This is a genomic window from Streptacidiphilus alkalitolerans (genome assembly GCF_042511045.1).
In the GTDB taxonomy this organism is placed as follows: domain Bacteria; phylum Actinomycetota; class Actinomycetes; order Streptomycetales; family Streptomycetaceae; genus Streptacidiphilus; species Streptacidiphilus alkalitolerans.
On record NZ_JBHEZX010000010.1, the window covers coordinates 78714 to 103366 of the forward strand.

A 24653-nucleotide genomic window follows, 5' to 3' on the forward strand; every position below is an offset into this window, starting at 1 on the left:
CCGGGGGCTTCCTGGGCGGCCGGGGCGCCCCCGGACAGCACAACGGGCCGTGGCGCCGGGACAGGACCCTCAGCCTGTCCGGCACCGCGGCCCGAGGCAAGGCCGGGGCTGCCCGCTGAGCGCGGCGGGTGTGCGGGCCCGCAGGGCGCAAGACGGTCGGTCCGGCTTTCTTCAAGCGGGGAGGTCCGGTGCGCGGTCAGGGCAGATAGCGCGGTGGAGGCTTCCCTTGGTGCTGTAGCCATTGTGGACTAGACCAATTGCGGTTGTCCAGACCAATCGTCAAGTTCGCCGGAAGAGCCAGGTCAGGGCGGTACCGGCTAGGCTCGGCAGATGCCTTCCCTCAATGAGCTGGTGCGCCACCACACCAACCTGGACACCGCCGACGTGGAGTGGATCCACCTGCTGGTGTCCGAGTGGCAGCTGCTCTCCGACCTCTCCTTCGCCGACCTGGTGCTCTGGGTGCCCACCAGGGACGGCACCCGCTATGTCTCGCTGGCGCAGATGCGGCCGAACACCGGCCCCACCTCCTACCAGGACGACATGGTCGGCCACCTGGTCCCGCGCGGCCGGCGGCCGATGCTGGACGTGGCCCTGGACGAGGGGCGGATCGTCCGCGAGGGCGACCCGGAGTGGCGCGAGGACGTGCCGGTCCGGGTCGAGTCGATCCCGGTCCGGCGCGAGGGGCGGGTGCTGGGCGTGATCGCACGCAACACCAACCTGCTGACCGTGCGCACCCCCAGCCGACTCGAACTGACCTATCTGCAGAGCGCCTCCGACCTGGCCCAGATGATCGCCGCAGGAACCTTTCCCTTCCCCGGCGAGCAGGTCGACATGGACGCCTCCCCCCGGGCCGGCGACGGCCTGATCCGGCTGGACGCCGAGGGCCTGGTCACCTACGCCAGCCCCAACGCGCTGTCCGCCTACCACCGGCTCGGTCTCGCCACCGACATGGTCGGACTGCACCTCGGCCGCACCACCGCCGAGCTCGCCCCGCCCACCCGCGGCCCGGTGGACGAGGCGCTGGCCAAGCTCGCCAGCGGCTGGGCGCCCCGGCAGACCGAGGTGGAGTCGGTCGAGGGGGTGGTCCAGCTGCGGGCCATCCCGCTGAAGCCCAAGGGCGAGCTGATCGGCTCACTGGTGCTGCTGCGCGACGTGACCGAGCTGCGCCGGCGCGAGCGCGAGCTGATGACCAAGGACGCCACCATCCGGGAGATCCACCACCGGGTGAAGAACAACCTGCAGACCGTGGCCGCGCTGCTGCGGCTGCAGTCCCGCCGGATGGAGAACGAGGACGCCCGCGGCGCCCTGGACGAGGCCGTCCGCCGGGTCGGCTCCATCGCCATCGTGCACGAGACGCTGTCGCAGAACCTGGACGAGCACGTCGCCTTCGACGAGATCGCCGACCGGGTGCTGGCCATGGTGATGGAGCTGTCCCAGGACGGCCGGGTCACCGCCCGCCGCAGCGGCAGCTTCGGGATCCTCTCCGCGGACGTGGCCACCCCCCTGGCGATGGTGCTCACCGAGATCCTGCAGAACGCGCTGGAGCACGCCTACGGGCCGAAGGCGGGCGGCGCGGTGGTGGTCCAGGCGGTGCGCGGGCGGCTGGAGGGCAGGCCGGCCGGCCGGGGCGAGGAGCAGTTGCTGATCACGGTGGTCGACGACGGGGTGGGCCTGCCGGAGGGCTTCGACCCGCAGCAGGCGGGCAACCTGGGGCTGCAGATCGTCAGGACCCTGGTGGTGGGCGAGCTGGGCGGCAGCTTCGACATGGTGCCGGTGGCCTCGGGCGGCACCAAGGTGGTGCTGGAAATCCCGGTAGAGAGCAGCCGCTGAGCAGCCGCTGACGATCGGTCAGGGCCCGCTGGAAAGAGTTCGGGGCAGAAAGACGAGGCCCTGTCGACCGGGGGGGAGGGTCGACAGGGCCTCTCAAACCTGCTCCGGCCGTCGGGGGGAGTCGGCCGGAGCAGGGGTTCTGGGTGCGGGCTGTGCCGCGTGCATCGCACGAGCGGTTGCCCTCGGTTCCGACGGTATCAAAATGTCGGGACCGGCGAGCACCGCGAGTGGTGTGCGTTGCCTCGGAAGTGCCTCGCGTTCGCCACCGCCGACGGAGGCGGGGCGAGCCGGGGCACTCGATCAAGGGCTGATCTGAGGTACTGCGGTGGTGCGCCGTGCTGTGGTGCGGGTGATGCGGATGAACGCGGGTGTCAGGCGGTGCGCGCACGGTTGCGGGCGGCGCGGCGCTTCATGGCGCGACGCTCGTCCTCGCTCATTCCGCCCCAGACGCCGGCGTCCTGACCGGTCTCGAGGGCCCACTGCAGACAACTCTCCATGACCGGGCAGCGACGGCAGACGGCCTTCGCTTCCTCGATCTGCAGCAGGGCGGGCCCCGTGTTGCCGATGGGGAAGAACAGCTCGGGGTCTTCTTCCCGGCAGACAGCGCGGTGGCGCCAGTCCATGATGATCCAACTCCTCCAGCCGAACGGGGTGGTCCCGACGGCTCATCGGTGGCTTGTGAATGTGAACGCTTTCACGAACCCGGTGGCGGGCACGGGTCGACGGGTGGGTCGACATAAGGGTGCCTGCGACGTTGCAGTGGATTCGGGCGACTCAGGCGGGTCTCCGGTAACGGTCCGTCCCGATCGCCAAGTAAAGGTTCGCAAACCTCGACTCCGGATACAACCCCCTTCGAGTAGGAATTTTTGAATCGTCGGTGTCGCCTAGGTCACACCCTGTACTTCTATGGAGTGAAGGGGCTCGCGCGTTCGAGAAGAAGGCCGTTGGACCCTTCTGATCACACAATCACACGCAGTGCGCGACGTACGCCTGAGAAGCTGACTTCGTTCCGCTCTCCAAGGTGGTCTCCATCGACCTGAAATGGCAGCGTTTCCTGCGAATGCAAGGTGAATTCCCGCAGATCGTGGTAAGCGACCACGTGTTTGCCCCGCGGACCGGCCGCGGAGGCGTCCAGGAGCTGCGGAATCATCCGCAGGGTCTGCGGAAGGGTCATCCGGGTGAGTCCGAAGAGGTCCAGGTCGGTGTCAAAACCTGCCTCGGGTGAGGCGTAGACCGGGCGGTTGCCCAGGAAAGTCCAGGGCGAGGTGTTGCCGACTATCGACACCACCAGTCCTTCGACCGGCTCCGCGCCGGGAATGCGGAGAGTGATCGGCCCGGCCTTCCGGTGCTGCCGCTCGCCGAAGTAGTGGCGTACCGCCTGGTTGACGTAGAGGGTGTGGGTCGAGCGCCGGCCGCTGCGGCGGTGCTGCTCCACCCGGCCGACCACGCCGGCGTCGAAGCCGAAGCCGGCGGTGAAGGTGAACCAGCGCTCCGGCAGGCCCTCGGTGGACGCGCGGCCCAGCCCGATGGTCCGCTCGCTGCCCGCGGCGAGCGCGTCCAGCAGGGCGCCGGTCGCCTCGACCGGGTCGTTGGGGAGGCCGAGCGCGCGGGCGAAGACATTGGTGCTGCCGCCGGGCACGACCGCCAGTCTGGGCAGGTGTTCGGAGGGTCCCTCGGCAAGCAGTCCGTTGACGACCTCGTTCACCGTGCCGTCCCCGCCGAGGGCGACCACCAGGTCGACCGTGCCGGAGGCGGCGGCGTCCCTGGCCAGATCGCGGGCGTGGCCCCGGTACTCCGTCGCCGCGACCTCCAACTTCAGGTCGCTGGCCAGCGCATGGGCCAGGACGTCCTTGGTCCGGCCGCTGGTGGTGGTCGCCTTCGGATTGACGACCAGGAGCGCACGCATACCGTCAGCTTACCTACCGGCAGGTATGCGCCACCGGAAGGGGGCGCGACAATTCGGCCGGACGGGAAGGCTAGCCTTGGCAGGTGACTGCTGACGCCTCGCCGAACGCCCGCCCCGCCGCCGCGGCCGACCGTCCTGCCGCCGCGGCGACCGAACGCCCCTGGACGCTGGTGGCCGGAGCGGCCATAGCGGTGTTCCAGGGCGCGCTGATCGCCTGCTACGGCGCCTATCTGATGGTCGCGGCGCTGTTCACCCACACCAGGACCGGTGTCGGGCTGACCGAGTTCGGCGCGGTGATCGTGCTGCTGCTGGGCCTGCTGCCGCTGTTCGCGGGCCGCGCGCTGCTGCGGCTGAAGCGCTGGGGGCGCAGCCCGGCGGTGATGGTCGACACCCTCTGCCTGGCCGTCACCTACTTCACCTTCCAGAACGGCGGCGCGCAGATCGCGGCCGGCGTGCTGAGCGCGCTGTTCGGCATCGCCGGAGTCGTGCTGCTGCTGCACCCGAGGACCACGGCGGCGCTGTGGCCCTCGGGCGGCAAGCGGTAGCGCTACTCCTCGAGCAGCAGCTTGTCCCGGAGCTGGGCCAGGGTCCTGGCCAGCAGCCGGGACACGTGCATCTGCGAGATGCCGACCTCGGCCGCGATCTGGGACTGGGTCATGTTCCGGAAGAAGCGCAGCACCAGGATCCGCTGCTCCCGCTGCGGCAGCTGGGCCAGCAGCGGCTTCAGCGACTCGCGGTACTCCACCCCCTCCAGGGCGTCGTCCTCCGAGCCCAGGGTGTCCGCGACGGCGGGGGACTCGTCGTCGGTGTCCGGGACGTCCAGCGAGAGGGTGCTGTAGGCGTTCGCCGACTCCAGGCCCTCCAGCACCTCCTCCTCGGAGATGCCCAGCCGCTCGGCCAGCTCGTGCACGGTGGGGGAGCGGCCGTGCTGCTGGGAGAGCTCGCCGGTCGCGGTGGTCAGCGAGAGCCGCAGCTCCTGCAGCCGGCGCGGGACCCGGACCGCCCAGCCCTTGTCGCGGAAGTGCCGCTTGATCTCGCCCACGATGGTGGGCGTGGCGTAGGTGGAGAACTCCACCCCGCGCTCGACGTCGAACCGGTCCACGGACTTGATCAGCCCGATCGTGGCGACCTGGGTCAGGTCGTCCAGCGGCTCGCCGCGGTTGCGGAACCGCCGGGCCAGGTGCTCGACCAGCGGGATGTGCATCCGCACCAGCTGGTTCCGCAGCTCCACCCGCTCGGGGGAGTCCTTGGCCAGATCGGCCAGCTGCACGAACAGCGCGCGGGCGGCCTCCCGGTCGGGGGCGCCGTGGCGCTGCGCGGCCGGCCGGCCGCCGCCCCAGACGTGCGGCGGGGCAGGGGCGTGCTCCGGGTCCTCCCCCTCGGCCACGGCCGCCTCGGCGGCGACCTCGCCCAGCACGTCGGCGGCCACGTCGGCGAGGATGTCGTCGCTGTCCCCGTCGTCGTCGGCCTCGACCGTCTCGTCGAGGACCTTGTCGTCGAGCCCGTCCTGCTGGTCCGGACGGTCGGGATCGTCTGCCAACACCCTGTCCTCCGCCTGCTCCGCCCCGGTACGTACCGGCTCGGGGGCGCCCGCCTGAGCGGGCACAGCCGACTGCACCCCGGTACCGCTTGTGCGGTCCAGATCACCCACGGCGATCCCCCGTTCCATTCCGTTCCGGGATCAACTTGTTTGCACCGCTACCGATTCCGCTGCCGCCGAAACCGGCGGTTACGGCTGGCCCGGCCCCGCCCCGCGCTTCTTGTGCAGACTGATCGAGACCGTGCGGTCCTCCTCGACCGTGGCCTCGACCTCGCCGGCCAGTGCGGAGAGCACCGTCCAGGCGAAGGTGTCGCGCTCGGGAGCGCGGCCGTCCGTGGTCGGGGCCGAGACGGTGACCCGCAGGGAGTCGCCGACCAGGCGGAACACGCAGGTCAGAACACTTCCGGGGACCGCCTGCTGGAGCAGGATGGCGCAGGCTTCGTCGACCGCGATCCGCAGATCCTCGATCTCGTCGAGGGTGAAGTCGAGCCGGGCCGCGAGGCCCGCTGTCGCGGTCCGCAGGACCGAGAGGTAGGCACCCGCCGCGGGCAGCCGGACTTCGACGAAGTCCTTCCCCTCGGGCTCGCCGTCGATCTGGGACACCCTCACCTCCGATGGTGTTGCGCCGCTGCCGTGGATGGTGCCTCGGCCGCGGGTGACTCACAGTTGCTCCGGTGCGCAGTGCGGTGACGCCCTGCCGGGAGGTGACGCTATCGCGATCCCCGGCGCGGTGTCGCCCGCATCTCCTGCGAGTGACTCATGGTAAGTCGTCAGAAGCGAAGCGTGGCAATGTGGGTGAGGATATCTCTCACCTGGGCCCGCCCGCCCCGCTGTCGGCCCCGCCGTCCGTCGCGCCCAGCGCCGCGAGCGGTCCTCCGGCGAGCCGGAACACCGTCCACTCGTCCTGCGGCACCGCGCCCAGCGAGCGGTAGAAGCCGATCGAGGGCTCGTTCCAGTCCAGCACCGACCACTGCAGCCTGCTGTAGCCGCGCCGCACGCAGATCCGGGCCAGCTCGGTCAGCAGCGCCTTGCCGTGGCCGCCGCCGCGGGCCTCCGGGCGGACGTAGAGGTCCTCCAGGTAGATGCCGTGCACGCCGTCCCAGGTGGAGAAGTTCAGGAACCACAGGGCGAATCCGACCGGCCTGCCGGTGGTGTCGTCCTCGGCGATGTGGGCGAAGACCGCCGCCTCCGGGCCGAACAGCGCGGTGTGCAGCTGCTCCTCGGTGGCCTTGGCCTCCTCCGGCAGCTTCTCGTACAGGGCGAGCTCCTGGACGAACCGGACGATCTGCGGGACGTCCTCGGGACGCGCGGTTCTGATCATTGCCCCAGCCTACGTTCCGTGCCCGCTTGCGTTCCGCGCCGGTCAGACCAGCGAGCGGTGCTCGTAGCACCAGCGCCAGGACTCGCCCGGCTCGAAGGAGCGCATCACCGGATGGCCGGTGGCCCGGGAGTGCGCGGTGGCGTGGCGGCTCGGGCTGGAGTCGCAGCAGGCCACATGGCCGCAACTGAGGCAGAGCCGCAGCTGCACCGGGTGCTGGCCGATGGCCACACATTCCTCGCAGTCCTTGGAGAGCGGCTCCGGCTCCGGTACGGGGAGGTCCGTGGTGTGTGAGCAACCGTGCATTCCAGCCATAGCGGCCAGCCTACGCGCCCCGGCTGCGCGCCGTACGCCCCATCCGCGCGCCCTCTGTGCTTCGGTGTGTGCCATGTCCTCCAGTGCACTGCTGCCCCTTGTCGCGGGCAGCGCCGCCGTCGCCGGCCTGGCCCGGCGGATACGGCTCTCGGCCCCGCTGCTGCTCGTCGCGGTGGGGCTGGTCGCCTCCTACGTCCCCGGGGTGCCCGAGTACACCCTCGACCCGGAGCTGGTACTGCCGCTGGTACTGCCGCCGCTGCTCTACACCGCGGCCCTGGACAGCTCCTACCGGGGGCTGCGCGCCAACGTCCGGCCGGTCGCCCTGCTGTCCGTCGGCTACGTCCTGTTCAGCACCCTCGCGGTCGGCCTGATCGCCTACGCGGTCATCCCCGGGCTGCCGATCGCCGCGGCGTTCGTGCTCGGCGCGGTGGTCGCGCCGCCCGACGCCGTCGCGGCCACCGCGATCGCCCGCAAGGTCGGGCTGCCGCGCCGGATCGTCACCATCCTGCAGGGCGAGAGCCTGGTCAACGACGCCACCGCGATCACCGCCTACCGGGTCGCGGTGGCCGCCGCGGTCGGCGAGGGCTTCTCCTGGGGCACGGCCTTCGGGGAGTTCCTGCTCGCGGCGCTCGGCGGCACCGCCGTCGGGCTGGTGCTGATGGTGCCGCTGCAGTGGGCCAGGACCCGGCTGCGGGACCGGCTGCTGCTGAACACCTTCTCGCTGCTGGTCCCGTTCGCCGCCTACGCCGCCGCCGAGGCGTTCCACGCCTCCGGGGTGATCGCGGTGGTCGTGGTCGGCCTCTACCTCGGCCACCACGCCCACACCGTCGACTTCGCGCTGCGGCTGCAGGAGGACTCGGTCTGGCGGATGGTCGCCTTCATCCTGGAGTCGGCGGTGTTCGCGCTGATCGGGCTGCAGCTGCCGGTGGTGCTGCGGGCCCTCGGCCACTACTCGACCGGCGAACTGCTGCTCTGGGCGGTGCTGGTGCTCGGCGCGGTGATCGTGATGCGGTTCGTCTGGTGCTGGCCCGCCACCTACCTTCCGGTGCTGCTCAGCGCCAGGGTCAGGGAACGGGAGGGGATGCCCGACTGGACCAGGCCGTTCGTCATCGCCTGGGCCGGGATGCGCGGAGTGGTGTCGCTGGCCGTCGCCTTCTCGATCCCGGAGACGGTGAAGGACAGCGCCGGCGGGACCCCCTTCCCCGACCGGGACCTGATCCTCTATCTGACCTTCGTGGTGGTGATCGGCACCCTGCTGCTGCAGGGCCTCACCCTGCCCCGGCTGGTCCGCGCCCTGCCGCTGCCCGCGCCCGACCCGCAGCGCGAGGTGCTGCTGGAGGCCCAGGCGCAGAACGACGCCTCGATCGCCGCCGCCGAACGCCTCGACGTGCTGCTCGCCGAGCCCCGCAACCGGCTGCCCGCGCCGCTGGAGACCCGGCTCCGACGGGTCCTGGACCGCCGTCAGAACGCGGTCTGGGAGCGGCTGGGCTCCGCGGTGGACGAGGAGAGCGGGGAGTCGGCGGACGCCGTCTACCGGCGGCTCGGCAAGGAGACCATCGCCGCCGAGCGCGAGGTCTTCGTCCGGCTCCGCGACGACGACCGGATCGACGACGAGCTGCTGCGCCGGCTGATCCGCAACCTGGACTTCGAGGAGGCGCTGGTCGACCGCGGCGAGGAGTAGCCGGGCCTCAGTGCTGTTTCGCAGGGGTCTGGGCCTGGACCAGGGCTTCGCCGATCCCGGTGCGGTAGTAGAGGACGGACCGGCCGGACCGGCGGCGGTCGATCAGCCGGGCGTCCAGCAGGATCCGCAGATGCCGGCCCACCGACCCCAGGCCCTGGCCGGTCAGCGCCACCAGCTGGGTGGTGCTCTTCGGGGCGTCCAGCAGCACCAGCACAGCCGCCCGCGCAGGCCCGAGCAGCGTGCCCAGCGGCCCGGGCGCCTCGGCCAGCGCCGCCGCCCGGTCCGCCTCGGCCAGCGCGCCGGAGCACGGGTACACCACGGCGTAGCGGTGCGGCGCGTCCCAGGAGACCCAGCCGCGGCGCGGGGTGACCGGGACGAACAGCAGCTGGGCCCCGGAGATCTCCCGCGGCGGGTAGTTGCGGGTGTTGATCTGCAGCCGTCCCTCGCCCAGCCAGCGCATCCCCGGGCGCATGTCGTCCAGCGCCGCGGCCCAGCCGCCGGTGCTCAACTGCGCGGTACGCGCCACCACATCGGCCTCGATGATCCGCCGGCGCCGCGGCCAGGACGGCAGCACCGCCTCCCGCCAGACCCACTCCAGCAGCCCGGCCGCGCGCTCCGGCAGGTCCGCGCGCTGCAGCAGGGCGGGCAGCGGGCCGCCCAGGGAGACGACCAGGTCCGCCTGGGCGGCCTCGGGCGCCGTCTCCCGGACCCGCGCCAGCTCCTCCTCGAACGACGGCTCGCGGTTGGCGGTCGTGCTCGGGCTCGTGCTCGTGCTTGCGCTTGCACTTGCGCCCGTGTTCGGCGTGGGGGTGATGAAGGCCGCGTTCCAGCCGGTCCCCAGTGCGGCCCTGACCAGCTGCGCGGTGACCGGGTCGGCGGCCAGCCGGTCCCGGTAGCCGGGCCGGTGGGCGTCGATCCAGGCGCGCTCGCCCGGGTGCGCGGCGGTCCCGAAGGCCAGCGTCTGCAGGCTCGCGGTCACCTCGGCCAGCGGGGAGACCACGAACCTGCTGCCCGCCAGCGTGTCCGCGTTGACCTGCCACCAGCCCATCCGTCCCCCTCGTCCTGCCATGGTTTCGCCGTACCGCGAAACAGTAACCCCCGGCCGGCGGGGCAGCTGAGACTCCGGCCATGCGCACGTACCAAGAGGTCTTCCGGGCACCGGAGTTCACACCGCTTTTTCTCACCTCCGGCACGCAGGTGGCCGCCCAGACCGTGAGCGGCCTGGCGCTGGGGACGCTGGTCTTCACCCGTACCGGCTCGCCGCTGCTGTCCGCCCTCGCCATGTTCGGCCCCTCGCTGGCGCAGCTGATCGGCGCGACCACGCTGCTGGCCGCGGCGGACCGGCTGCCGCCGCGGGCCGCGCTGGCCGGTATCGCCCTGCTCTTCGGCCTGGGCACCGCTGCCCAGGTCGTCCCCGGACTGCCGGTGTGGGCGGCCTTCGTGATGCTGCTGGTCCTCGGCATGGTCGCCTCGCTGGGCGGCGGGGTGCGCTACGGACTGCTCAGCCAGATCCTGCCGAGGGAGGGCTACCTGCTCGGCCGCTCGGTGCTGAACATGTCCGTCGGCACCGTGCAGATCTGCGGATTCGCCCTCGGCGGCGTTTTGGTGACCACCCTGTCCCCGCGCGGCACCCTGCTGATCGGGGCCGCCCTCTACCTCGCCGCCGCGGCCTTCGCCCGGTTCGGCCTCGCCCGCCGGGCACCGCGCGCCGCCGGGCGGCCGTCGGTCACCGAGACCTGGCGCAACAACGCGCGGCTGTGGTCCTCCAGGCCGCGCCGCTACGTCTACCTCGCGCTGTGGGTGCCGAACGGGCTGATCGTGGGATGCGAGTCCCTCTACGTCCCCTACGCGCCCGCGCACGCGGGGCTGCTGCTCGCCTGCGCCGCCCTCGGCATGCTCGCCGGGGACACCCTGACCGGCCGGTTCGTCCCGCAGCGCTGGCGGGAACGGCTGGGCGCCCCGCTGCGGCTGCTGCTCGCCGCCCCCTACCTGGTCTTCGCCCTGCACCCGTCACTGCCGCTGGCGGTGGCCGCGGTCGTCCTCGCCTCGATCGGCTACTCCGCCAGCCTGCTGCTCCAGGAGCGGCTGATGGCGCTCACCCCGGAGGAACTGAGCGGACAGGCGTTCGGCCTGCAGTCCTCCGGCCTGCTCGCCATGCAGGGCGTCGGCGCCGCCCTGGCCGGCGCCGTGGCCCAACGCACCTCCCCCGCAACGGCGATGGCCGTCATCGCGCTGCTCTCCGTCACCGTCACCCTCACCCTCGCCCCGGGCCTCCGCCCCACGCCCGGGCCGGCCCCGGCAGTGACGCACTGAGGGCCGGACGGGTACTCCCGTCCGGCCCTCAGGCTGTGCGCTGCGGCGATCAGGCCTTCTTCGTCTCCCAGAAGATCTTGTCGACCTCGGCGATGAGGTCCAGGGCCTTCTGGCCGGTGGCCGGGTCGGTGGACGCCTTGGCGGCGCTGAGCGCCTTCAGGGTGTCGTTGACCAGCTGGTGCAGCTGGGGGTAGGCCTCGAAGTGCGGGGCCTTGAAGTAGTCGGACCACAGCACCGAGACGTGGTGCTTGGCCAGCTCGGCGCGCTCCTCCTTGATGACGATGGCGCGGGCGCGGAAGTGCGGGTCGTCGTTGGCCTGGTACTTCTCCTGCGTGGCCTTCACCGACTCGGCCTCGATACGGGCCTGCGCCGGGTCGTAGACGCCGCAGGGCAGGTCGCAGTGGGCGTGGACAGTGATCCGCGGTGCAAACAGCCGAGAGAACATGGAAGTCCCTTTCCTGTGATCGTCTTCCCGGGCATGAGATTACTCCGGATCGCCGGACGAATCTCGCCGAGGCAGGGGTCCTAGGGCAAAAGCTGTAGGGAGCGTGGACTTACGGGCACAGTGGGAGAAGATGGAACCGGGTACGCAGCAAGTCGGCAGTAAGCCAGTGGTGTGCCAGGTGGCAGGCACGGCCGAACGGGACGAACGGGATGAACGGCATGGCGGAGCAGACGCACGAACCGGCCCCTGGCCCGCTCCCGCAGGAGCCGCCGGAGGGGGGAGTCCGGCCTGGGCGGTTCGGGGTGCTCGACGTTGACGGACCGTCAATGGCGCCCACCCTGGCGCACGGCGACCGGCTGTTCTGCCGCTACGGCGGCCGGGTGCGGGCCGGCGCGATCGTGGTGGCCCGGCATCCGCTGCGGCAGGAGCTGTTCGTGGTGAAGCGCGCGGTGGAGCGGCGCGGCGGCGGCTGGTGGCTGCTGTCCGACAACAGCCGGGTGGAGAGCGACAGCCGCGACTTCGGCCCGGTGCCGGACGAGCTGGTGCTCGGCCGGGTGCTGCTGCGGATCAGCCCGCGCCCGTCCTGGCTGGCCCCGGCCGGCTGGCTGGAGCCGCTGCTGACCCGTGCCCCGTACGCCCTGGCCCGCCGCTTCGGCGTGTTCCGCCGGGTGCGCGCGGGGCTGTAGCGCCGCCGGGCCCCGGGCGCGCGCTGCCAGGCCCGCGCCCGCGCGCCCGACGCCCCGGGCGCCACCCGCTACGGCTGTGCGCCGGCGCCCGCGCCGGGCGTCTCGCGGGCCTCGTCGCGCTTGCGGGCGCGGTACGCGGCCACGTTGGCGCGGGTGGCGCAGCGGTCCGAGCAGTAGCGGCGGGAGCGGTTGGTGGAGGTGTCCAGGTAGGCGTTGCGGCAGGGCGCGGCCTGGCAGATGCCGAGCCGGTCCACCCCGTGCTGGGTGAGGTGGACGGCCAGGCCCATGCTGGCCCCGGCCGCGAACAGCGCGGTGGCGGTACTGGCCTGCTCGCCCAGGTGCATGTGCCACTGCGGGCGGCCCTTGTCGTCCAGCAGGCCGTGGCCGGACACGGTCGGGCTGACCGGGTACTCGGTGAGCAGCTCGTTGAGCAGGTTCACCGCGCGGTTCTCGTCGCCCTCGGCCGCGGACTCGAACACGGCACGCAGCCTGATCCGGACCGACCGCAACCGCGGCAGGTCGCCCTCGTCGGCGAGCTTGATCCCTCGGCTGCCGCTGCTGAACAGCTTGCGCACGGCCTCCACGGTGGTGAGCCCGTCCTTGCGCCGATCGGGCTCCTCCGTGTTCACCAGCCTGACGGCCAGGTCCGCGTAGGAGGCGAGCTCCACGGTGTGCTCCTCGGTAGTAACGGCTGCGCCGTCCCCAAGGTTTTTACGTCGCGGCCCCGGCCTCCGCTGTGGAGAGGCCGGGGCCGCGAGGGGTGCGCCGCAGAGGGGTCGGCGCACCGCCGGAGCCACCGCTCAGAGCACCTTGGAGAGGAAGGCGCGGGTGCGTTCGTGCTGGGGGTTGGTCAGCACCTCGCGCGGGTGGCCGGACTCGACCACGATGCCGTCGTCCATGAACACCAGGGCGTCGCCGACCTCGCGGGCGAAGCCCATCTCATGGGTGACCACGATCATGGTCATCCCGTCCTCGGCCAGGCCGCGCATGACGTCCAGGACGTCGCCGACCAGCTCCGGGTCGAGCGCCGAGGTGGGCTCGTCGAAGAGCATCAGCTTGGGCTCCATGGCGAGCGCACGGGCGATCGCCACCCGCTGCTGCTGCCCGCCGGAGAGCTGCGAGGGGTAGTTGCCGGCCTTGTCGGCGAGGCCGACCCGGGCCAGCAGGGCCGCGCCCCGTTCCCGGGCGGCGGCCTTGGGCTCGCCCTTGACCCGGACCGGGGCCTCGATGATGTTCTCCATCGCGGTGAGGTGCGGGAAGAGGTTGAAGCGCTGGAACACCATGCCGATGTCCCGCCGCTTCAGCGCGACCTCACGGTCCCTCAGCTCGTAGAGCCGGCCGTTCTTCTCGGTGTAGCCGACCAGGTCGCCGTCGACCGAGAGCCGACCCGCGTTGATCTTCTCCAGGTGGTTGATGCAGCGCAGGAAGGTGGACTTGCCCGACCCGGACGGGCCGACCAGGCAGAACACCTCCCCGGCCTTGACCTCCAGGTCGATGCCCTTCAGCACCTCGACCGCGCCGTACGACTTGTGCACCTGTTCGGCGCGGACCATGGGCTCGGTGGTCATGCCGCCTCCTCCGTCTCCGTCGGCTTGCGGCGCAGGCTGATCGAGAAGACGTTCTCGCGGACCTTCTGCCAGGGAGTCCTCGGCAGGACCCGGTTGGTGCCGCGCGCGTAGTAGCGCTCGACGTAGAACTGGCCGATCGAGAGCACTGAGGTGAACAGCAAGTACCAGAGGCTGATGGCGATCAGGGCCGGGATCACATAGAGGGTGCGGTTGCCGATGTCCTGGCCCGCGCGGGTCAGTTCCTCGAAGGAGATGGCGCTGACCAGCGAGGTCGTCTTCAGCATCGAGATGGTCTCGTTGCCGGCCGGCGGGATGATGACCCGCATCGCCTGCGGCAGCACGATCCGGCGCAGCGTCTGGGCATGGGTCAGGCCCAGCGAGGACGCGGCCTCGGCTTGACCCTCGTCCACGGAGAGGATTCCCGCTCGGACGATCTCCGAGAAGTAGGCGGCCTCGTTGAGTCCCAGCCCCAGCACACAGGCGACGAACAGCGGCACCAGGTCGTTGTAGCTCCAGGAGTGGAACACAGGACCGAACGGGATGCCGATGCCGACCTGGGGGAACACCACGCCCATGAAGTTCCAGAAGAACAGCTGGACCAGCACGGGAGTGCCCCGGAACACCCAGATGTAGAGCCAGGAGACGCTGCTCAGCACGGGGTTGCTGGAGAGCCGCATCACGGCGAGCAGGATGCCGCCGACGATGCCGAGGACCATGGCGCAGAGGGTCAGCAGCAGGGTCTGCTGGACTCCGGCGATCACCGTGTGGTCGGCGAAGATCTGCGTCACCACGTCCCAGTGCAGGATCGGGATGGTGATCATGGCATGCAGGAACATCGCCGCGAGCACAGCGATCACGGCGATGGCGACCCAGCGTCCGGGGTGCCTGACGGGGACGGCCCGAATGTCCTCGGGCCGTCGCTTCGTCATGGACACCCCAGGTGGTGAGTCCTGAGGAGTGGTCATGATTCCGACTTCCGTCTCGCTATCGGCGGATCAGCTGGTGGCGCCGTTGAGGACGATCTGGTCCGCGGTCAGCGCACCCGAGGAGACGCCCCACTTGCTGAGGATCTGCGCGTAGGTGCCGTCCTTGATCAGGTCCTTGATCGCACCCTGGATGGCCGTGGCGAGGCCGCTGCCCTTGGGGACGACGATGCCGTAGGGGGCATTGTTGTAGTTGTCGCCCAGCTTCTGCAGTGCGCCATTGCTCTGCTTGACGGCGTAGTCGATGACGGGGGAGTCGGCCATCATGGCCTGGTCGCGCTTGGAGGCCAGCGCGGTGGTGGCGTCGGTCTGCGCCTCGAACTTGTCGCCGCCGTTGGGGATGATCTTCTTTCCGGCCTTGAGGCAGGCGGGGTTGATCGTGTTCTTGATCTCGTCGGCCTCGGTGGTGCCGGTCTGCACGGCGACCTTGATGCCGCAGAGGTCGGCGGCGGTGGCGCCGATCTTGTCCGGGTTGCCCGTGAGCACGGCGACGGCCTCACCAGCGGTGAAGTACTGCACCATGTCGATCTGCTGCTCCCGCGCCTTGGTATCGGTGAAGGAGGAGAGGCTCATGTCGTACTTCTTGGCGGCGACGCCGACGATGATGCTGTCGAAACCGGCGCTCTGCCAGTCAGCCTTCAGGCCGAGCTTGGCCAGGATCGCGTTGCCCATGTCCACGTCCATGCCGACGACCTTGCCGCTGGCGTCCTTGAACTCGTCCGGGGCGTAGGTCGAGTCGGTGGCCACGGTCAGCGTGCCCTTGGCCTTGAGATCGGCGGGGACCAGAGCCACGAGGGCGGAGTCGGGACCGGCGGCGTTCACCGTCTGCGAGGCGTTGGGGGCCGCGCCGGTGTTGCCGTCGATCTTGGAACTGCCACAGGCGGTCAGCATCAGCGAGCTCGCCGCGAGGACCGCACCGGTGGTGATGACGCGCCTGGCTGTGAATCGGGCCATGAGGGGGTGCCTCCTGCTGGGAGAGGGTGTGCAGTCGTCACAGCGGTGTGCACATCTTTATGCGACGCCACTTGTAGTGAATGAGATCGAATCTTGCCACCCCCGCACTGACATTCGGGTCACCACCTGTGTCAAAATCCCATAACGGGTGACCCCCGTTGCATGAGCAGGCCACCGGATCGGGACCGATCCGGGAGGCGCGAGGACCGGAAGCCGACGACGCAGGCTCCGGAGCCGAACCGCCTCACTGGCACGGCCCGCTCGCCCAGAGACGGCTTTCCGGCCTTTGTCACCCCTTCTCCGCATCCCCCGTTCGAGTGCAGATCCATCGCCTGTGCGGGCGGATCGAACGAGCACGGGCCCCGTGCAGGCCCTGTGACGTGGACGAATAAACGAAGGTACGGCCGACTCGCCCCGGCTAGTGTCGACATGGCACCCACCGGACACAACGCAGCACTACCAACCCTCACCCGTACGACGACGACGAAGAGGTCATCGTGGCAGCCGAGATCATCAGCCCCCGTTCGATGGACGAGCAGGATCCCATCGACGCCGTCTTCGCGCTGCACCGCGGCGGGAAGATGGAGATCACCGCGACCGTGCCGGTGCGCGACGCGGACGACCTGTCCCTGGCCTACACCCCAGGGGTGGCCCGGGTCTGCAGTGCCATCGCCGAGACCCCCGACCTGGTGAACGACTACACCTGGAAGTCCAATGTGGTGGCCGTGGTCACCGACGGGACGGCCGTGCTCGGCCTCGGCGACATCGGCCCCGAGGCGTCGCTGCCGGTCATGGAGGGCAAGGCCATCCTGTTCAAGCAGTTCGGCGGCGTCGACGCGGTGCCGATCGCGCTGGCCACCAAGGACACCGACGAGATCATCGAGACGGTGGTCCGGCTGGCGCCGTCCTTCGGCGGGATCAACCTGGAGGACATCTCCGCGCCGCGCTGCTTCGAGATCGAGCGCCGACTGCAGGAGGCCCTGGACATCCCGGTCTTCCACGACGACCAGCACGGCACCGCGGTGGTCACCCTGGCGGCGCTGCGGAACGCGGCCACGCTCACCGGCCGCACCCTGGCCGACCTGCGCGCGGTCATCTCCGGGGCCGGCGCGGCGGGCATCGCCATCGCCAAGATCCTGGTCGGGGCCGGCATCGGCGACGTGGTGCTGTGCGACCGCCAGGGCGCGGTCCACGTCGGCCGCGACGACCTGACGGACGTGAAGCGGGAGATCGCCGAGCTGACCAACCGCGGCGGGCTGTCCGGCTCGCTGGTGGAGGTGTTGGCCGGGGCCGACGTCTTCATCGGCGTCTCGGGCGGGACGGTGCCGGAGCCGGCGGTCGCCAGCATGGCGAAGGACTGCCTGATCTTCGCGATGGCCAACCCGAACCCCGAGGTGCACCCGGAGGTGGCGCACAGGTACGCGGCGGTCGTGGCCACCGGGCGCAGCGACTTCCCCAACCAGATCAACAATGTGCTGGCCTTCCCCGGGATCTTCGCGGGGGCGCTGCAGGTCCGGGCCAGCCGGATCACCGAGGGCATGAAGATCGCCGCGGCGGACGCGCTGGCCGACCTGGTCGGCCCGGACCTGGCTGCGGACCAGGTCATTCCCAGCCCGTTCGACCCGCGGGTGGCGCCCGCGGTGACCAAGGCGGTCGCGGCCGCGGCCCGGGCCGAGGGCGTCGCCCGGCGGTAGCGGGGGGCGCGGGGCGCGCGCAGAGGGCGCGCTGGTGCGCGGCGGGTGTGCGGGGCTGGGGCGCAAGCCCCGGTGCCCGCACCGTCGGCAGATGTATGTCACATCGCGCCGTGGTTCCGGGTGACGGCGGGTCAGTCCTAGGGTCGGAGGCATGTTTGCTGCCTATGCTGCCCGTATCGACGCCGACGACCCGCTGAGCGGGCTTGAACTGGGCGAGCGCCCGGAACCGGAGGCGCGCCCCGGCTGGAGCACCGTCACGGTGAAGGCCGCCACCCTGAACCACCACGACCTCTGGTCGCTGCGCGGGGTCGGCCTGCCGGCCGAGAAACTGCCGATGATCCTGGGCTGCGACGCGGCCGGGGTGGACCAGGACGGCAACGAGGTGGTGCTGCATTCCGTCATCGGCCAGACCGGCCACGGGGTCGGGCCGAAGGAGCAGCGCTCCATCCTCACCGAGCACTACCAGGGCACCTTCGCCCAGCAGGTCTCCGTGCCGACCTGGAATCTGCTGCCCAAGCCCGCCGAGCTGTCCTTCGAGCAGGCGGCGTGCCTGCCCACGGCCTGGCTGACGGCCTATCGGATGCTGTTCACCAACGCCGGGGTCAAGCCCGGCGCCACGGTGCTGGTGCAGGGGGCCGGGGGTGGCGTCGCCACCGCGCTGATCGTGCTGGGGAAGGCCGCCGGGCTGCGGATGTGGGCCACCAGCCGGGACGACGCCAAGGCGGAGCGGGCCCGGGAGCTGGGCGCCGACCAGGTCTTCCCGAGCGGCGCGCGGCTGCCGGAGCGGGTGGACGCGGTGATGGAGACGGTCGGCGCGGCCACCTGGTCGCACTCGGTGAAGTCGCTGAAGCCGGGCGGGACGATCGTCATCTCCGGCGCGACCAGCGGGCCGAATCCTCCGGCGGAGCTGACCCGGGTGTTCTTCCTCGAACTGAAGGTCGTCGGTTCGACGATGGGCAGCAAGGAGGAACTGGCCGGGCTGCTGCAGCTGTGCGCGACGACCGGGGTCCGGCCGGTGATCGACAGTGTGCTGCCGCTGGCCGAGGCGCGGGAGGGGTTCGCGCGGCTGGAGAAGGGCGAGGTGTTCGGCAAGGTGGTGTTGACGCCGTAGCGGGGGCGTACCGGGGCGCGGGGACCGGGCGGACGTGACCCTCGGCCGAGGGCTGGTCGCGCAGTTCCCCGCGCCCCTGAAGGCGCCTCCGGCGCCGTCAGCCGCGGAGGCGGCGGGCGGCTTCGGCGAGGACGGCTCGGGCGCGGGCCAGGGCGGAGGCGTCGAAGCCGGAGTCCCTGGCGGTGTCGCGGACCTCGTCGCGGAAGCGGTCCAGCAGGCCGCCCAGCTCGCGCAGCGGGTCCCCGGCCGGGTCGGTGGTCGTCCACGGCGGCAGGTCGGCGGTGGACGGACCGGTGTCGTCGCCGGTGTCGTCCTTGTCCAGGTCGATCCTGGTGCTGTCCTCCGGCTCCGGCGCCGGGCCGGTCCAGCGGGACGGGTCGGCCAGGCCGGAGAGGGTGCGGGTCAGCTCGGAGAGCCCGTCGGCGAGGCCGCTCGGCCAGTCGCCGTTCTTGGCCCCGGCCCGGATCTGCTCGCCGATCCGGTGCGCCTCGGCGCGGACCTGGTCGCGGACGGCCCTGGTCTGCTCGCGGGTGGCACGGGCCTCCTCGCGGGCGCTGTGGGCCTGCTCCTTGGCCTGCCGCGCCTGCTCCTTGGCCTGTTCCTTGGCCTGGCGCCACTCCTCCTTGGTCCGCTGCCAGGACTCCTTGTCCATGCCGGTGGGCATGGTCCAGGGGAAGTCGCCCCAGACCGGGTCGGTGCCCCAGCCCTTCTCGGTGTTCCTGGTCTGGCGGCGGGACTCCTTGGCGGCCCGGCGCATCTCCTCGCGGAGGTCCTTCGCGGAGTCGCGGACGTCCTCGCGGATCTGGTCGGCGAGCTGGGCGACGGAGTCGCGGATCTCGGACTCCAGGGCCTCGATCTCCGCCGCGCGGCCGGCCAGTTCGGCCCGTCCGGCTTCGGTGATCCGGTAGACCTTGCGGCCGCCCTCGACGGTGTGGGACACCAGTCCCTCCTGCTCCAGCTTGGCCAGCCGGGGGTAGACGGTTCCGGCGGAGGGGGCGTACAGGCCGTGGAAGCGCTCCTCCAGCAGCCGGATCACCTCGTAGCCGTGGCGGGGGGCCTCGTCCAGCAGCTTGAGCAGGTAGAGACGGAGGCGGCCGTGAGCGAAGACAGGACTCATGCCTGGTCCTCCTTGTTGAAGTCGAGGGCGAGCGGGGCGGCGTCGTCCTCGGGGGCGGGGCGGCGGAGCAGGGCGACCGATCCGGAGACCGTGGTGATCTTCAGCTTCCCGGTGCCCTTGCCGAGGGTTCCGGTGAGCTGCTTGGCACCCCAACTGCCGCCCACGTGGAGCTCGTCGAAGGCGCTGGAGACGCTGCCGCTGGTGGTGTTGGCGTGGACCTTGGCGTCGCTGGGGGCCGGGATGCGGACCGCGACCTCACCGGAGACATTGGTGAGGTTGACGTCGATGGTGTTGTCCTGGGCCAGGTCGACGGTGACCGCGCCGCTGACCGAGTTGGCCTTGATGCTGCCGCCGGTGCCCTCGAACACGGTCAGCTCGCCGGAGACGGTGTTGACCCTGAGGTCGCCGGACACCCCCTGCGCCTGGACGCTGCCGGAGGCGGTGTTGGCCTCGACCTTCCCGGAGAGGCCGACCAGGGTGGTCGAGCCGCTGGCGCTGTGCACGGTCACCGGGGCGGTGATGCCGGAGATGACGGTGTCGGAGGAGGCGGAGCCCAGTTCGACCTTGGCCCCGGCCGGGACGGTCAGCGAGACCACGGCGCGGCGCCTGGCGTGCTCGGACCACTTGCGGAGGAACGGCAGCAGGGACTTCCAGGAGAAGTCCTTCCAGGTCAGGTCGTCGTAGGTGACGGTGAGCTCGCCGTCGACGAGGGTCACCGTGAGCGGTGGCCCCTCCAACTCGGTCACCTCGATCCGGGCCGGGCCGTCGGCGGCGACGACGTTCACGGCGCCTGCGATGGTGCGCACCCGCAGCCGGGTGACCTCGCCGTCGATGGTGAGCTTCTGCGGTGCGCTGACGGTCCACTGCTCGGACATGCTGACTCCCCGATAGGTCTGGCTTCCGATATTCACGATATATCGTGTCGCCGGGAAGTCAAGCAGTATCGCGATTTCAGTCCTCGACTGTCTCAGTCCTCGTCCTCGTCGTCCAGCCGGGCGAGCCAGGTGGCCAGGCGTTCGACCGGGACCTCGAACTCGGGGTTGAGGTCCACGAACTCCTGCAGCCGGTCGGCCAGCCAGTCGAAGCTGACCTCCTCCTCGCCGCGGCGGGTCTGCAGCTCCTCGATGCCTCGATCGGTGAAGTACACGTGCGGGCTCTCCTGTTGGGGGGTGCGGGCAGGGCCCGGCCCCCACCAGGGGAGCCGGGCCCGTTCTTGTCGCTTGTCGCCTGTCGCTGTTGCCGAACCGCGGTCAGACCGAGAAGACGTCCTCGACCAGCTGGGCCTGCTCCGCGGCGTGGCGCTTGGCCGAGCCGACGGCCGGGGCCGAGGAGGCGACCCGGGCGACCCGGCGGAGCCGGGAGCCGTTGGCGTTGCGGCCGACCACCACGTCCAGGTGGTCCACCAGGTTGAGCGCGATGAACGGCCACGCGCCCTGGTTGGCCGGCTCCTCCTGGGCCCAGACGTACTGGACGTCGTCGCCGTAGCGCTGCAGCTCCTCCTGGAGCTCGGCGATCGGCAGCGGGTAGAGCCGCTCCACCCGGACCAGCGCGGTGTCGGTGATGCCGCGCTCGGTGCGGCCCGCCTCGAGGTCGTAGTAGAACTTGCCGGCCGTGATGACGACCTTGCGGACCTCGGCCGGGTTGACCGTGTCGTCGCCGATCACCGGGCGGAAGCCGCCGGTGGTGAACTCCTCGGTCTTCGAGGACGCGGCCTTCAGTCGCAGCATCGACTTCGGGGTGAAGACGATCAGCGGCTTGTGGTGCGGGTTGTGCACCTGCCAGCGCAGCAGGTGGAAGTAGTTCGACGGCAGGGTCGGCTGGGCGACGGTCATGTTCTTGTCCGCGCACAGCTGCAGGAAGCGCTCGATCCGGGCGGACGAGTGGTCCGGCCCCTGGCCCTCGTAGCCGTGCGGCAGCAGCAGGGTGACCCCGGAGGTCTGGCCCCACTTGGCCTCGGCGGAGGTGATGAACTCGTCCACGATGGTCATCGCGCCGTTGACGAAGTCACCGAACTGGGCCTCCCACGCCACCAGGGCGTTGGGGCGGGCCAGCGAGTAGCCGTACTCGAAGCCCATCGCCGCGTACTCGCTGAGCAGCGAGTCGTAGACGGTGTAGCGGGCCTGGTCGTCGGTCAGGTAGAGCAGCGGGGTGTAGTCCTCGCCGGTGACCCGGTCGACCAGCACCGCGTGCCGGGTGCCGAAGGTGCCGCGGCGGCTGTCCTGGCCGGCCAGCCGGACCGGGTGGCCCTCCATCAGCAGCGAGCCGATGGCGAGGGTCTCGCCCATGGCCCAGTCGATGGTGCCGTCCTCGATCATCGCGGCCCGGCGCTGCATCTGCGGCAGCAGCCGCGGGTGCACGGTGAGCCAGTCCGGGAGGGCGACCTGGGACTCGGCGATGCGCTTGACCGTCTCCTGGGAGATGGCGGTCTGCAGCGACACCGGGAAGTCCGCGGTCGGACGGGCGCTGGCGGCCGGGGTGGGCGTCGAGTTGGCCTCGCGGACCTCGGCGAACACCTTCTCCAGCTGGTCCTGGTAGTCCTTGAGGGCCTGCTCGGCCTCCTCCACCGTGATGTCGCCGCGACCGATCAGGCCCTCGGTGTAGAGCTTGCGCACCGAGCGCTTCTTGTCGATCAGGTCGTACATCAGCGGCTGGGTGAACGAGGGGTTGTCGGCCTCGTTGTGGCCCCGGCGGCGGTAGCAGATGAGGTCGATCACCACGTCCTTGTTGAACGCGGTGCGGAACTCGAAGGCCAGCCGCGCGACGCGGACCACGGCCTCCGGGTCGTCGCCGTTCACGTGGAAGATCGGGGCCTCGATCATGCGGGCCACGTCGGTGCAGTACATCGAGGAGCGCGAGGCGGCCGGGGCGGCGGTGAAGCCGACCTGGTTGTTGATCACCACGTGCACGGTGCCGCCGGTGCGGTAGCCGCGCAGCTGCGACATGTTCAGGGTCTCGGCGACCACGCCCTGGCCGGCGAAGGCCGCGTCGCCGTGGATCTGCACGGCGAGGATGTCGAAGGAGTTGCCGGCCTTGTCCTGGATGTCCTGCTTGGCCCGGACGATGCCCTCGACCACCGGGTCGACCGCCTCCAGGTGCGAGGGGTTCGCGGCCAGCGAGACCTTGATGGTCTCCCCGTCGATGCCGGTGAAGGTGCCCTCGGAGCCCAGGTGGTACTTGACGTCGCCGGAGCCGTGCATCGACTTCGGGTCCAGGTTGCCCTGGAACTCCCGGAAGATCTGCGCGTAGGACTTGCCGACGATGTTCGCCAGCACGTTCAGCCGGCCGCGGTGGGCCATGCCGATCACCGTCTCCTGCAGCTTCGCCTCGGCGGCGGAGTCCAGGACCGCGTCCAGCAGCGGGATGACGGACTCGCCGCCCTCCAGCGAGAAGCGCTTCTGGCCGACGTACTTGGTCTGCAGGAAGGTCTCGAACGCCTCGGCCGCGTTGAGCCGGCGCAGGATGCGCAGCTGCTCCTCGCGCTCCGGCTTGTCGTTGCCGCGCTCGACCCGGGCCTGGATCCAGCGGCGCTGCTTGGGGTCCTGGATGTGCATGTACTCGATGCCGATGGTGCGGCAGTACGAGTCGCGCAGCACGCCGAGGATGTCGCGCAGCTTCATCATCGCCTTGCCGGCGAAGCCGCCGACCGCGAACTCCCGCTCCAGGTCCCACAGCGTCAGGTCGTGCGCCTGGACGTCGAGGTCCGGGTGCTTGCGCTGCTTGTACTCCAGCGGGTCGGTGTCGGCCATCAGGTGGCCGCGGACCCGGTAGGAGTGGATCAGCTCCATCACCCGGGCGGTCTTGTTGACCTCGTTGTCGTGGCTGTTGTCCACGTCGGTGGCCCAGCGGACCGGCTCGTACGGGATCCGCAGCGACTGGAAGATCTCGTCGTAGAAGTCGGCCTGGCCCAGCAGCATCTGGTGCATGGTCCGGAGGAACTCGCCGGACTGCGCGCCCTGGATCACCCGGTGGTCGTAGGTCGAGGTCAGCGTCATGACCTTGGAGATGCCCAGGCGGGACAGGGTCTCCTGGGACGAGCCCTGGAACTCGGCCGGGTACTCCATCGCGCCGACGCCGAGGATGGTGCCCTGACCGGGCATCAGGCGGGGGACGGAGTGCACCGTGCCGATGCCGCCGGGGTTGGTCAGCGAGGCGGTGACGCCGGAGAAGTCGTCCACCGTCAGCTTGTTGGTGCGGGCCCGGCGGACGATGTCCTCGTAGGCCTGCCAGAAGCCGAAGAAGTCGAGGGTCTCGGCCTTCTTGATGGCGGCGACGACGAGCTGGCGGTCGCCGTTCGGCTTGGTCAGGTCGATCGCCAGGCCGAGGTTGATGTGCTCGGGCTTGACCAGGAAGGGCTTGCCGTCCTTCTCCTGGAAGCCCTGGTTCATGGCCGGCATGGCCTTGATCGCCTGCACCATGGCGTACCCGATGATGTGGGTGAAGGAGACCTTCCCGCCACGGGCGCGCTTCAGGTGGTTGTTGATGACGATGCGGTTGTCGATCAGCAGCTTCGCCGGGACGGCGCGGACGCTGGTCGCCGTGGGCATCGAGAGCGAGGCGTCCATGTTCGCGACGATCCGGGCGGACGGGCCCTTGAGGGCGATCAGCTCGGGACCGGTGGGGGCGACGGGGGACGTCACGTTCTTGCTGTCCTTAGAGGTGTCGGCCGGATCGGCCGGGATGGGATGGCGCGCGGCGTCACCGTTGAGCGAGGCGGACGGGCGCGGGGCCGGGGCGGCGGGTGCGGCGGGCGGCTTCGGCGGGGCGGCGACCGGCGCTGCGGCGACCGGGGCCGGTGCGGCCGGAGCCGCGACCGGTGCGGGCGCGGGTGTCGGCGGCGGTGGTGGTGGAGCCGCCACGACCGGGGCGGGGGACGCTGCCGGGGGCGAGGGGGCTGCGGCGGTCTGTGCTGCCGCCGTCACCTCGGCTCCGGCGGGGGCACCCGCGGTCTGCTCTGCCTCGGCACCGGCTCGGTAGTCGGCGAAGAAGTCCCACCAGGCCCGGTCCACTGAACCCGGGTCCTGGAGGTACTGCTGGTAGATCTCGTCGACGAGCCACTCGTTGGGACCGAACCCTGCGGTCGGGTCCGCGCCCGGGCCGGTGTGCACCGAACCCGGTTCTGTGGCGGTCGAACTGTTTGAGGTATGGGGGGACTCTGGCGACACGGCGGCAACCGCCCTCTTCCGCTTCCTTAA

23 protein-coding genes are annotated in these 24653 nt (G+C 71.0%); 7 read left to right on the forward strand and 16 right to left on the reverse strand.

Going from position 1 to position 24653, the window contains the following annotated elements:
- Positions 1–330: 330 nt before the first annotated feature.
- On the forward strand, positions 331–1830 hold the full coding sequence (locus tag ACEZDG_RS22715) for a sensor histidine kinase (protein ID WP_380512490.1): 1500 nt from the start codon (positions 331–333) through the stop codon (positions 1828–1830).
- A 371-nt stretch (positions 1831–2201) separates the two neighbouring features.
- Here ACEZDG_RS22715 and ACEZDG_RS22720 read toward each other — a convergent pair whose 3' ends face one another.
- Together ACEZDG_RS22720 and ACEZDG_RS22725 are read right to left on the reverse strand one after the other, a co-directional pair.
- Positions 2202–2453: a WhiB family transcriptional regulator gene (locus ACEZDG_RS22720; RefSeq protein ID WP_030257455.1), complete on the reverse strand. Its 252-nt coding sequence runs from the start codon at positions 2451–2453 to the stop codon at positions 2202–2204.
- A gap of 335 nt (positions 2454–2788) precedes the next feature.
- Complete coding sequence (locus ACEZDG_RS22725; protein ID WP_380512492.1) at positions 2789–3736, reverse strand: diacylglycerol/lipid kinase family protein; 948 nt, start codon at positions 3734–3736, stop codon at positions 2789–2791.
- A gap of 83 nt (positions 3737–3819) precedes the next feature.
- Here ACEZDG_RS22725 and ACEZDG_RS22730 point away from each other — a divergent pair, with 83 nt between their 5' ends.
- Entirely contained in the window at positions 3820–4281 is a 462-nt protein-coding gene (locus ACEZDG_RS22730) for a hypothetical protein (protein ID WP_380512494.1), read from the forward strand.
- 2 nt (positions 4282–4283) lie between these two features.
- Here ACEZDG_RS22730 and ACEZDG_RS22735 read toward each other — a convergent pair whose 3' ends face one another.
- The 4 genes from ACEZDG_RS22735 to ACEZDG_RS22750 all read right to left on the reverse strand — a co-directional run bounded on the left by ACEZDG_RS22735 (position 4284) and on the right by ACEZDG_RS22750 (position 6900).
- Positions 4284–5276, reverse strand: coding sequence for an RNA polymerase sigma factor SigF (locus tag ACEZDG_RS22735; protein ID WP_380512496.1), 993 nt, complete (start codon positions 5274–5276; stop codon positions 4284–4286).
- Positions 5277–5465: 189 nt separating this feature from the next.
- The gene (locus ACEZDG_RS22740) at positions 5466–5879 is read right to left on the reverse strand and encodes an anti-sigma regulatory factor (RefSeq protein WP_380512497.1); all 414 of its coding nucleotides are present in this window, start codon (positions 5877–5879) and stop codon (positions 5466–5468) included.
- 205 nt (positions 5880–6084) lie between these two features.
- Positions 6085–6597 (reverse strand): GNAT family N-acetyltransferase, encoded by a 513-nt coding sequence (locus tag ACEZDG_RS22745; RefSeq protein WP_380512499.1) that lies wholly within the window; start codon positions 6595–6597, stop codon positions 6085–6087.
- A gap of 42 nt (positions 6598–6639) precedes the next feature.
- Positions 6640–6900 carry a UBP-type zinc finger domain-containing protein gene (locus tag ACEZDG_RS22750; RefSeq protein ID WP_380512833.1) on the reverse strand — a complete coding sequence of 87 codons (261 nt, stop codon included), beginning with the start codon at positions 6898–6900 and terminating at the stop codon, positions 6640–6642.
- An 82-nt stretch (positions 6901–6982) separates the two neighbouring features.
- On the opposite strand from ACEZDG_RS22750, the gene ACEZDG_RS22755 reads away from it, so the two are divergent.
- The gene (locus tag ACEZDG_RS22755) at positions 6983–8590 is read left to right on the forward strand and encodes a Na+/H+ antiporter (RefSeq protein WP_380512500.1); all 1608 of its coding nucleotides are present in this window, start codon (positions 6983–6985) and stop codon (positions 8588–8590) included.
- Between the two features lie 7 nt (positions 8591–8597).
- Here the strand turns inward: ACEZDG_RS22755 and ACEZDG_RS22760 are convergent, their stop codons facing one another.
- The gene (locus tag ACEZDG_RS22760; protein WP_380512835.1) at positions 8598–9638 is read right to left on the reverse strand and encodes an ArsR/SmtB family transcription factor; all 1041 of its coding nucleotides are present in this window, start codon (positions 9636–9638) and stop codon (positions 8598–8600) included.
- Positions 9639–9718: 80 nt separating this feature from the next.
- Here ACEZDG_RS22760 and ACEZDG_RS22765 point away from each other — a divergent pair, with 80 nt between their 5' ends.
- The gene (locus ACEZDG_RS22765) at positions 9719–10903 is read left to right on the forward strand and encodes an MFS transporter (RefSeq protein ID WP_380512502.1); all 1185 of its coding nucleotides are present in this window, start codon (positions 9719–9721) and stop codon (positions 10901–10903) included.
- Positions 10904–10952: 49 nt separating this feature from the next.
- Here ACEZDG_RS22765 and sodN read toward each other — a convergent pair whose 3' ends face one another.
- Positions 10953–11348: a superoxide dismutase, Ni gene (gene sodN / locus ACEZDG_RS22770; protein ID WP_380512504.1), complete on the reverse strand. Its 396-nt coding sequence runs from the start codon at positions 11346–11348 to the stop codon at positions 10953–10955.
- 326 nt (positions 11349–11674) lie between these two features.
- On the opposite strand from sodN, the gene sodX reads away from it, so the two are divergent.
- Positions 11675–12034, forward strand: a complete 360-nt coding sequence (gene sodX, locus ACEZDG_RS22775) for a nickel-type superoxide dismutase maturation protease (protein ID WP_380512506.1) — start codon at positions 11675–11677, stop codon at positions 12032–12034.
- A 68-nt stretch (positions 12035–12102) separates the two neighbouring features.
- On the opposite strand, the gene ACEZDG_RS22780 is transcribed toward sodX, so the two are convergent.
- From ACEZDG_RS22780 to ACEZDG_RS22795, 4 genes are all read right to left on the reverse strand, one after another.
- A complete protein-coding gene (locus tag ACEZDG_RS22780; protein WP_380512507.1) occupies positions 12103–12702 on the reverse strand; it encodes a CGNR zinc finger domain-containing protein in 600 nt (199 codons plus the stop codon).
- 132 nt (positions 12703–12834) lie between these two features.
- Positions 12835–13602, reverse strand: coding sequence for an amino acid ABC transporter ATP-binding protein (locus ACEZDG_RS22785; protein WP_380512509.1), 768 nt, complete (start codon positions 13600–13602; stop codon positions 12835–12837).
- Entirely contained in the window at positions 13599–14531 is a 933-nt protein-coding gene (locus tag ACEZDG_RS22790) for an amino acid ABC transporter permease (RefSeq protein WP_380512510.1), read from the reverse strand. Before ACEZDG_RS22790 ends, ACEZDG_RS22785 begins: the two co-directional genes overlap by 4 nt.
- Positions 14532–14597: 66 nt before the next feature.
- A complete protein-coding gene (locus ACEZDG_RS22795) occupies positions 14598–15539 on the reverse strand; it encodes an ABC transporter substrate-binding protein (RefSeq protein ID WP_380512512.1) in 942 nt (313 codons plus the stop codon).
- 497 nt (positions 15540–16036) lie between these two features.
- Here ACEZDG_RS22795 and ACEZDG_RS22800 point away from each other — a divergent pair, with 497 nt between their 5' ends.
- The gene (locus ACEZDG_RS22800) at positions 16037–17233 is read left to right on the forward strand and encodes an NAD(P)-dependent malic enzyme (RefSeq protein WP_380512514.1); all 1197 of its coding nucleotides are present in this window, start codon (positions 16037–16039) and stop codon (positions 17231–17233) included.
- 151 nt (positions 17234–17384) lie between these two features.
- Positions 17385–18344, forward strand: a complete 960-nt coding sequence (locus tag ACEZDG_RS22805; protein ID WP_380512516.1) for a zinc-binding dehydrogenase — start codon at positions 17385–17387, stop codon at positions 18342–18344.
- Positions 18345–18441: 97 nt separating this feature from the next.
- Here the strand turns inward: ACEZDG_RS22805 and ACEZDG_RS22810 are convergent, their stop codons facing one another.
- The 4 genes from ACEZDG_RS22810 to ACEZDG_RS22825 all read right to left on the reverse strand — a co-directional run bounded on the left by ACEZDG_RS22810 (position 18442) and on the right by ACEZDG_RS22825 (position 24623).
- A complete protein-coding gene (locus ACEZDG_RS22810; protein WP_380512518.1) occupies positions 18442–19461 on the reverse strand; it encodes a helix-turn-helix transcriptional regulator in 1020 nt (339 codons plus the stop codon).
- Positions 19458–20336, reverse strand: a complete 879-nt coding sequence (locus tag ACEZDG_RS22815; RefSeq protein ID WP_380512520.1) for a DUF4097 family beta strand repeat-containing protein — start codon at positions 20334–20336, stop codon at positions 19458–19460. The genes ACEZDG_RS22810 and ACEZDG_RS22815 overlap by 4 nt, the downstream gene beginning before the upstream one ends.
- Before the next feature lie 92 nt (positions 20337–20428).
- Positions 20429–20608, reverse strand: coding sequence for a DUF6104 family protein (locus ACEZDG_RS22820; protein ID WP_380512522.1), 180 nt, complete (start codon positions 20606–20608; stop codon positions 20429–20431).
- A gap of 103 nt (positions 20609–20711) precedes the next feature.
- On the reverse strand, positions 20712–24623 hold the full coding sequence (locus ACEZDG_RS22825) for a multifunctional oxoglutarate decarboxylase/oxoglutarate dehydrogenase thiamine pyrophosphate-binding subunit/dihydrolipoyllysine-residue succinyltransferase subunit (RefSeq protein WP_380512524.1): 3912 nt from the start codon (positions 24621–24623) through the stop codon (positions 20712–20714).
- Between the last annotated feature and the right edge of the window lie 30 nt (positions 24624–24653).

What these genes read in the sequence shown, in the direction of transcription:
- ACEZDG_RS22715 (WP_380512490.1), top strand. Translation starts at nt 331, where the DNA reads ATGCCTTCCCTCAATGAGCTGGTGCGCCACCACACCAACCTGGACACC.
- ACEZDG_RS22720 (WP_030257455.1), bottom strand. Translation starts at nt 2,453, where the DNA reads ATGGACTGGCGCCACCGCGCTGTCTGCCGGGAAGAAGACCCCGAGCTG.
- ACEZDG_RS22725 (WP_380512492.1), bottom strand. Translation starts at nt 3,736, where the DNA reads ATGCGTGCGCTCCTGGTCGTCAATCCGAAGGCGACCACCACCAGCGGC.
- ACEZDG_RS22745 (WP_380512499.1), bottom strand. Translation starts at nt 6,597, where the DNA reads ATGATCAGAACCGCGCGTCCCGAGGACGTCCCGCAGATCGTCCGGTTC.
- ACEZDG_RS22750 (WP_380512833.1), bottom strand. Translation starts at nt 6,900, where the DNA reads ATGCACGGTTGCTCACACACCACGGACCTCCCCGTACCGGAGCCGGAG.
- ACEZDG_RS22755 (WP_380512500.1), top strand. Translation starts at nt 6,983, where the DNA reads ATGTCCTCCAGTGCACTGCTGCCCCTTGTCGCGGGCAGCGCCGCCGTC.
- ACEZDG_RS22760 (WP_380512835.1), bottom strand. Translation starts at nt 9,638, where the DNA reads ATGGGCTGGTGGCAGGTCAACGCGGACACGCTGGCGGGCAGCAGGTTC.
- ACEZDG_RS22765 (WP_380512502.1), top strand. Translation starts at nt 9,719, where the DNA reads ATGCGCACGTACCAAGAGGTCTTCCGGGCACCGGAGTTCACACCGCTT.
- sodN (WP_380512504.1), bottom strand. Translation starts at nt 11,348, where the DNA reads ATGTTCTCTCGGCTGTTTGCACCGCGGATCACTGTCCACGCCCACTGC.
- sodX (WP_380512506.1), top strand. Translation starts at nt 11,675, where the DNA reads ATGGCGCCCACCCTGGCGCACGGCGACCGGCTGTTCTGCCGCTACGGC.
- ACEZDG_RS22785 (WP_380512509.1), bottom strand. Translation starts at nt 13,602, where the DNA reads ATGACCACCGAGCCCATGGTCCGCGCCGAACAGGTGCACAAGTCGTAC.
- ACEZDG_RS22790 (WP_380512510.1), bottom strand. Translation starts at nt 14,531, where the DNA reads ATGACGAAGCGACGGCCCGAGGACATTCGGGCCGTCCCCGTCAGGCAC.
- ACEZDG_RS22795 (WP_380512512.1), bottom strand. Translation starts at nt 15,539, where the DNA reads ATGGCCCGATTCACAGCCAGGCGCGTCATCACCACCGGTGCGGTCCTC.
- ACEZDG_RS22805 (WP_380512516.1), top strand. Translation starts at nt 17,385, where the DNA reads ATGTTTGCTGCCTATGCTGCCCGTATCGACGCCGACGACCCGCTGAGC.
- ACEZDG_RS22810 (WP_380512518.1), bottom strand. Translation starts at nt 19,461, where the DNA reads ATGAGTCCTGTCTTCGCTCACGGCCGCCTCCGTCTCTACCTGCTCAAG.
- ACEZDG_RS22815 (WP_380512520.1), bottom strand. Translation starts at nt 20,336, where the DNA reads ATGTCCGAGCAGTGGACCGTCAGCGCACCGCAGAAGCTCACCATCGAC.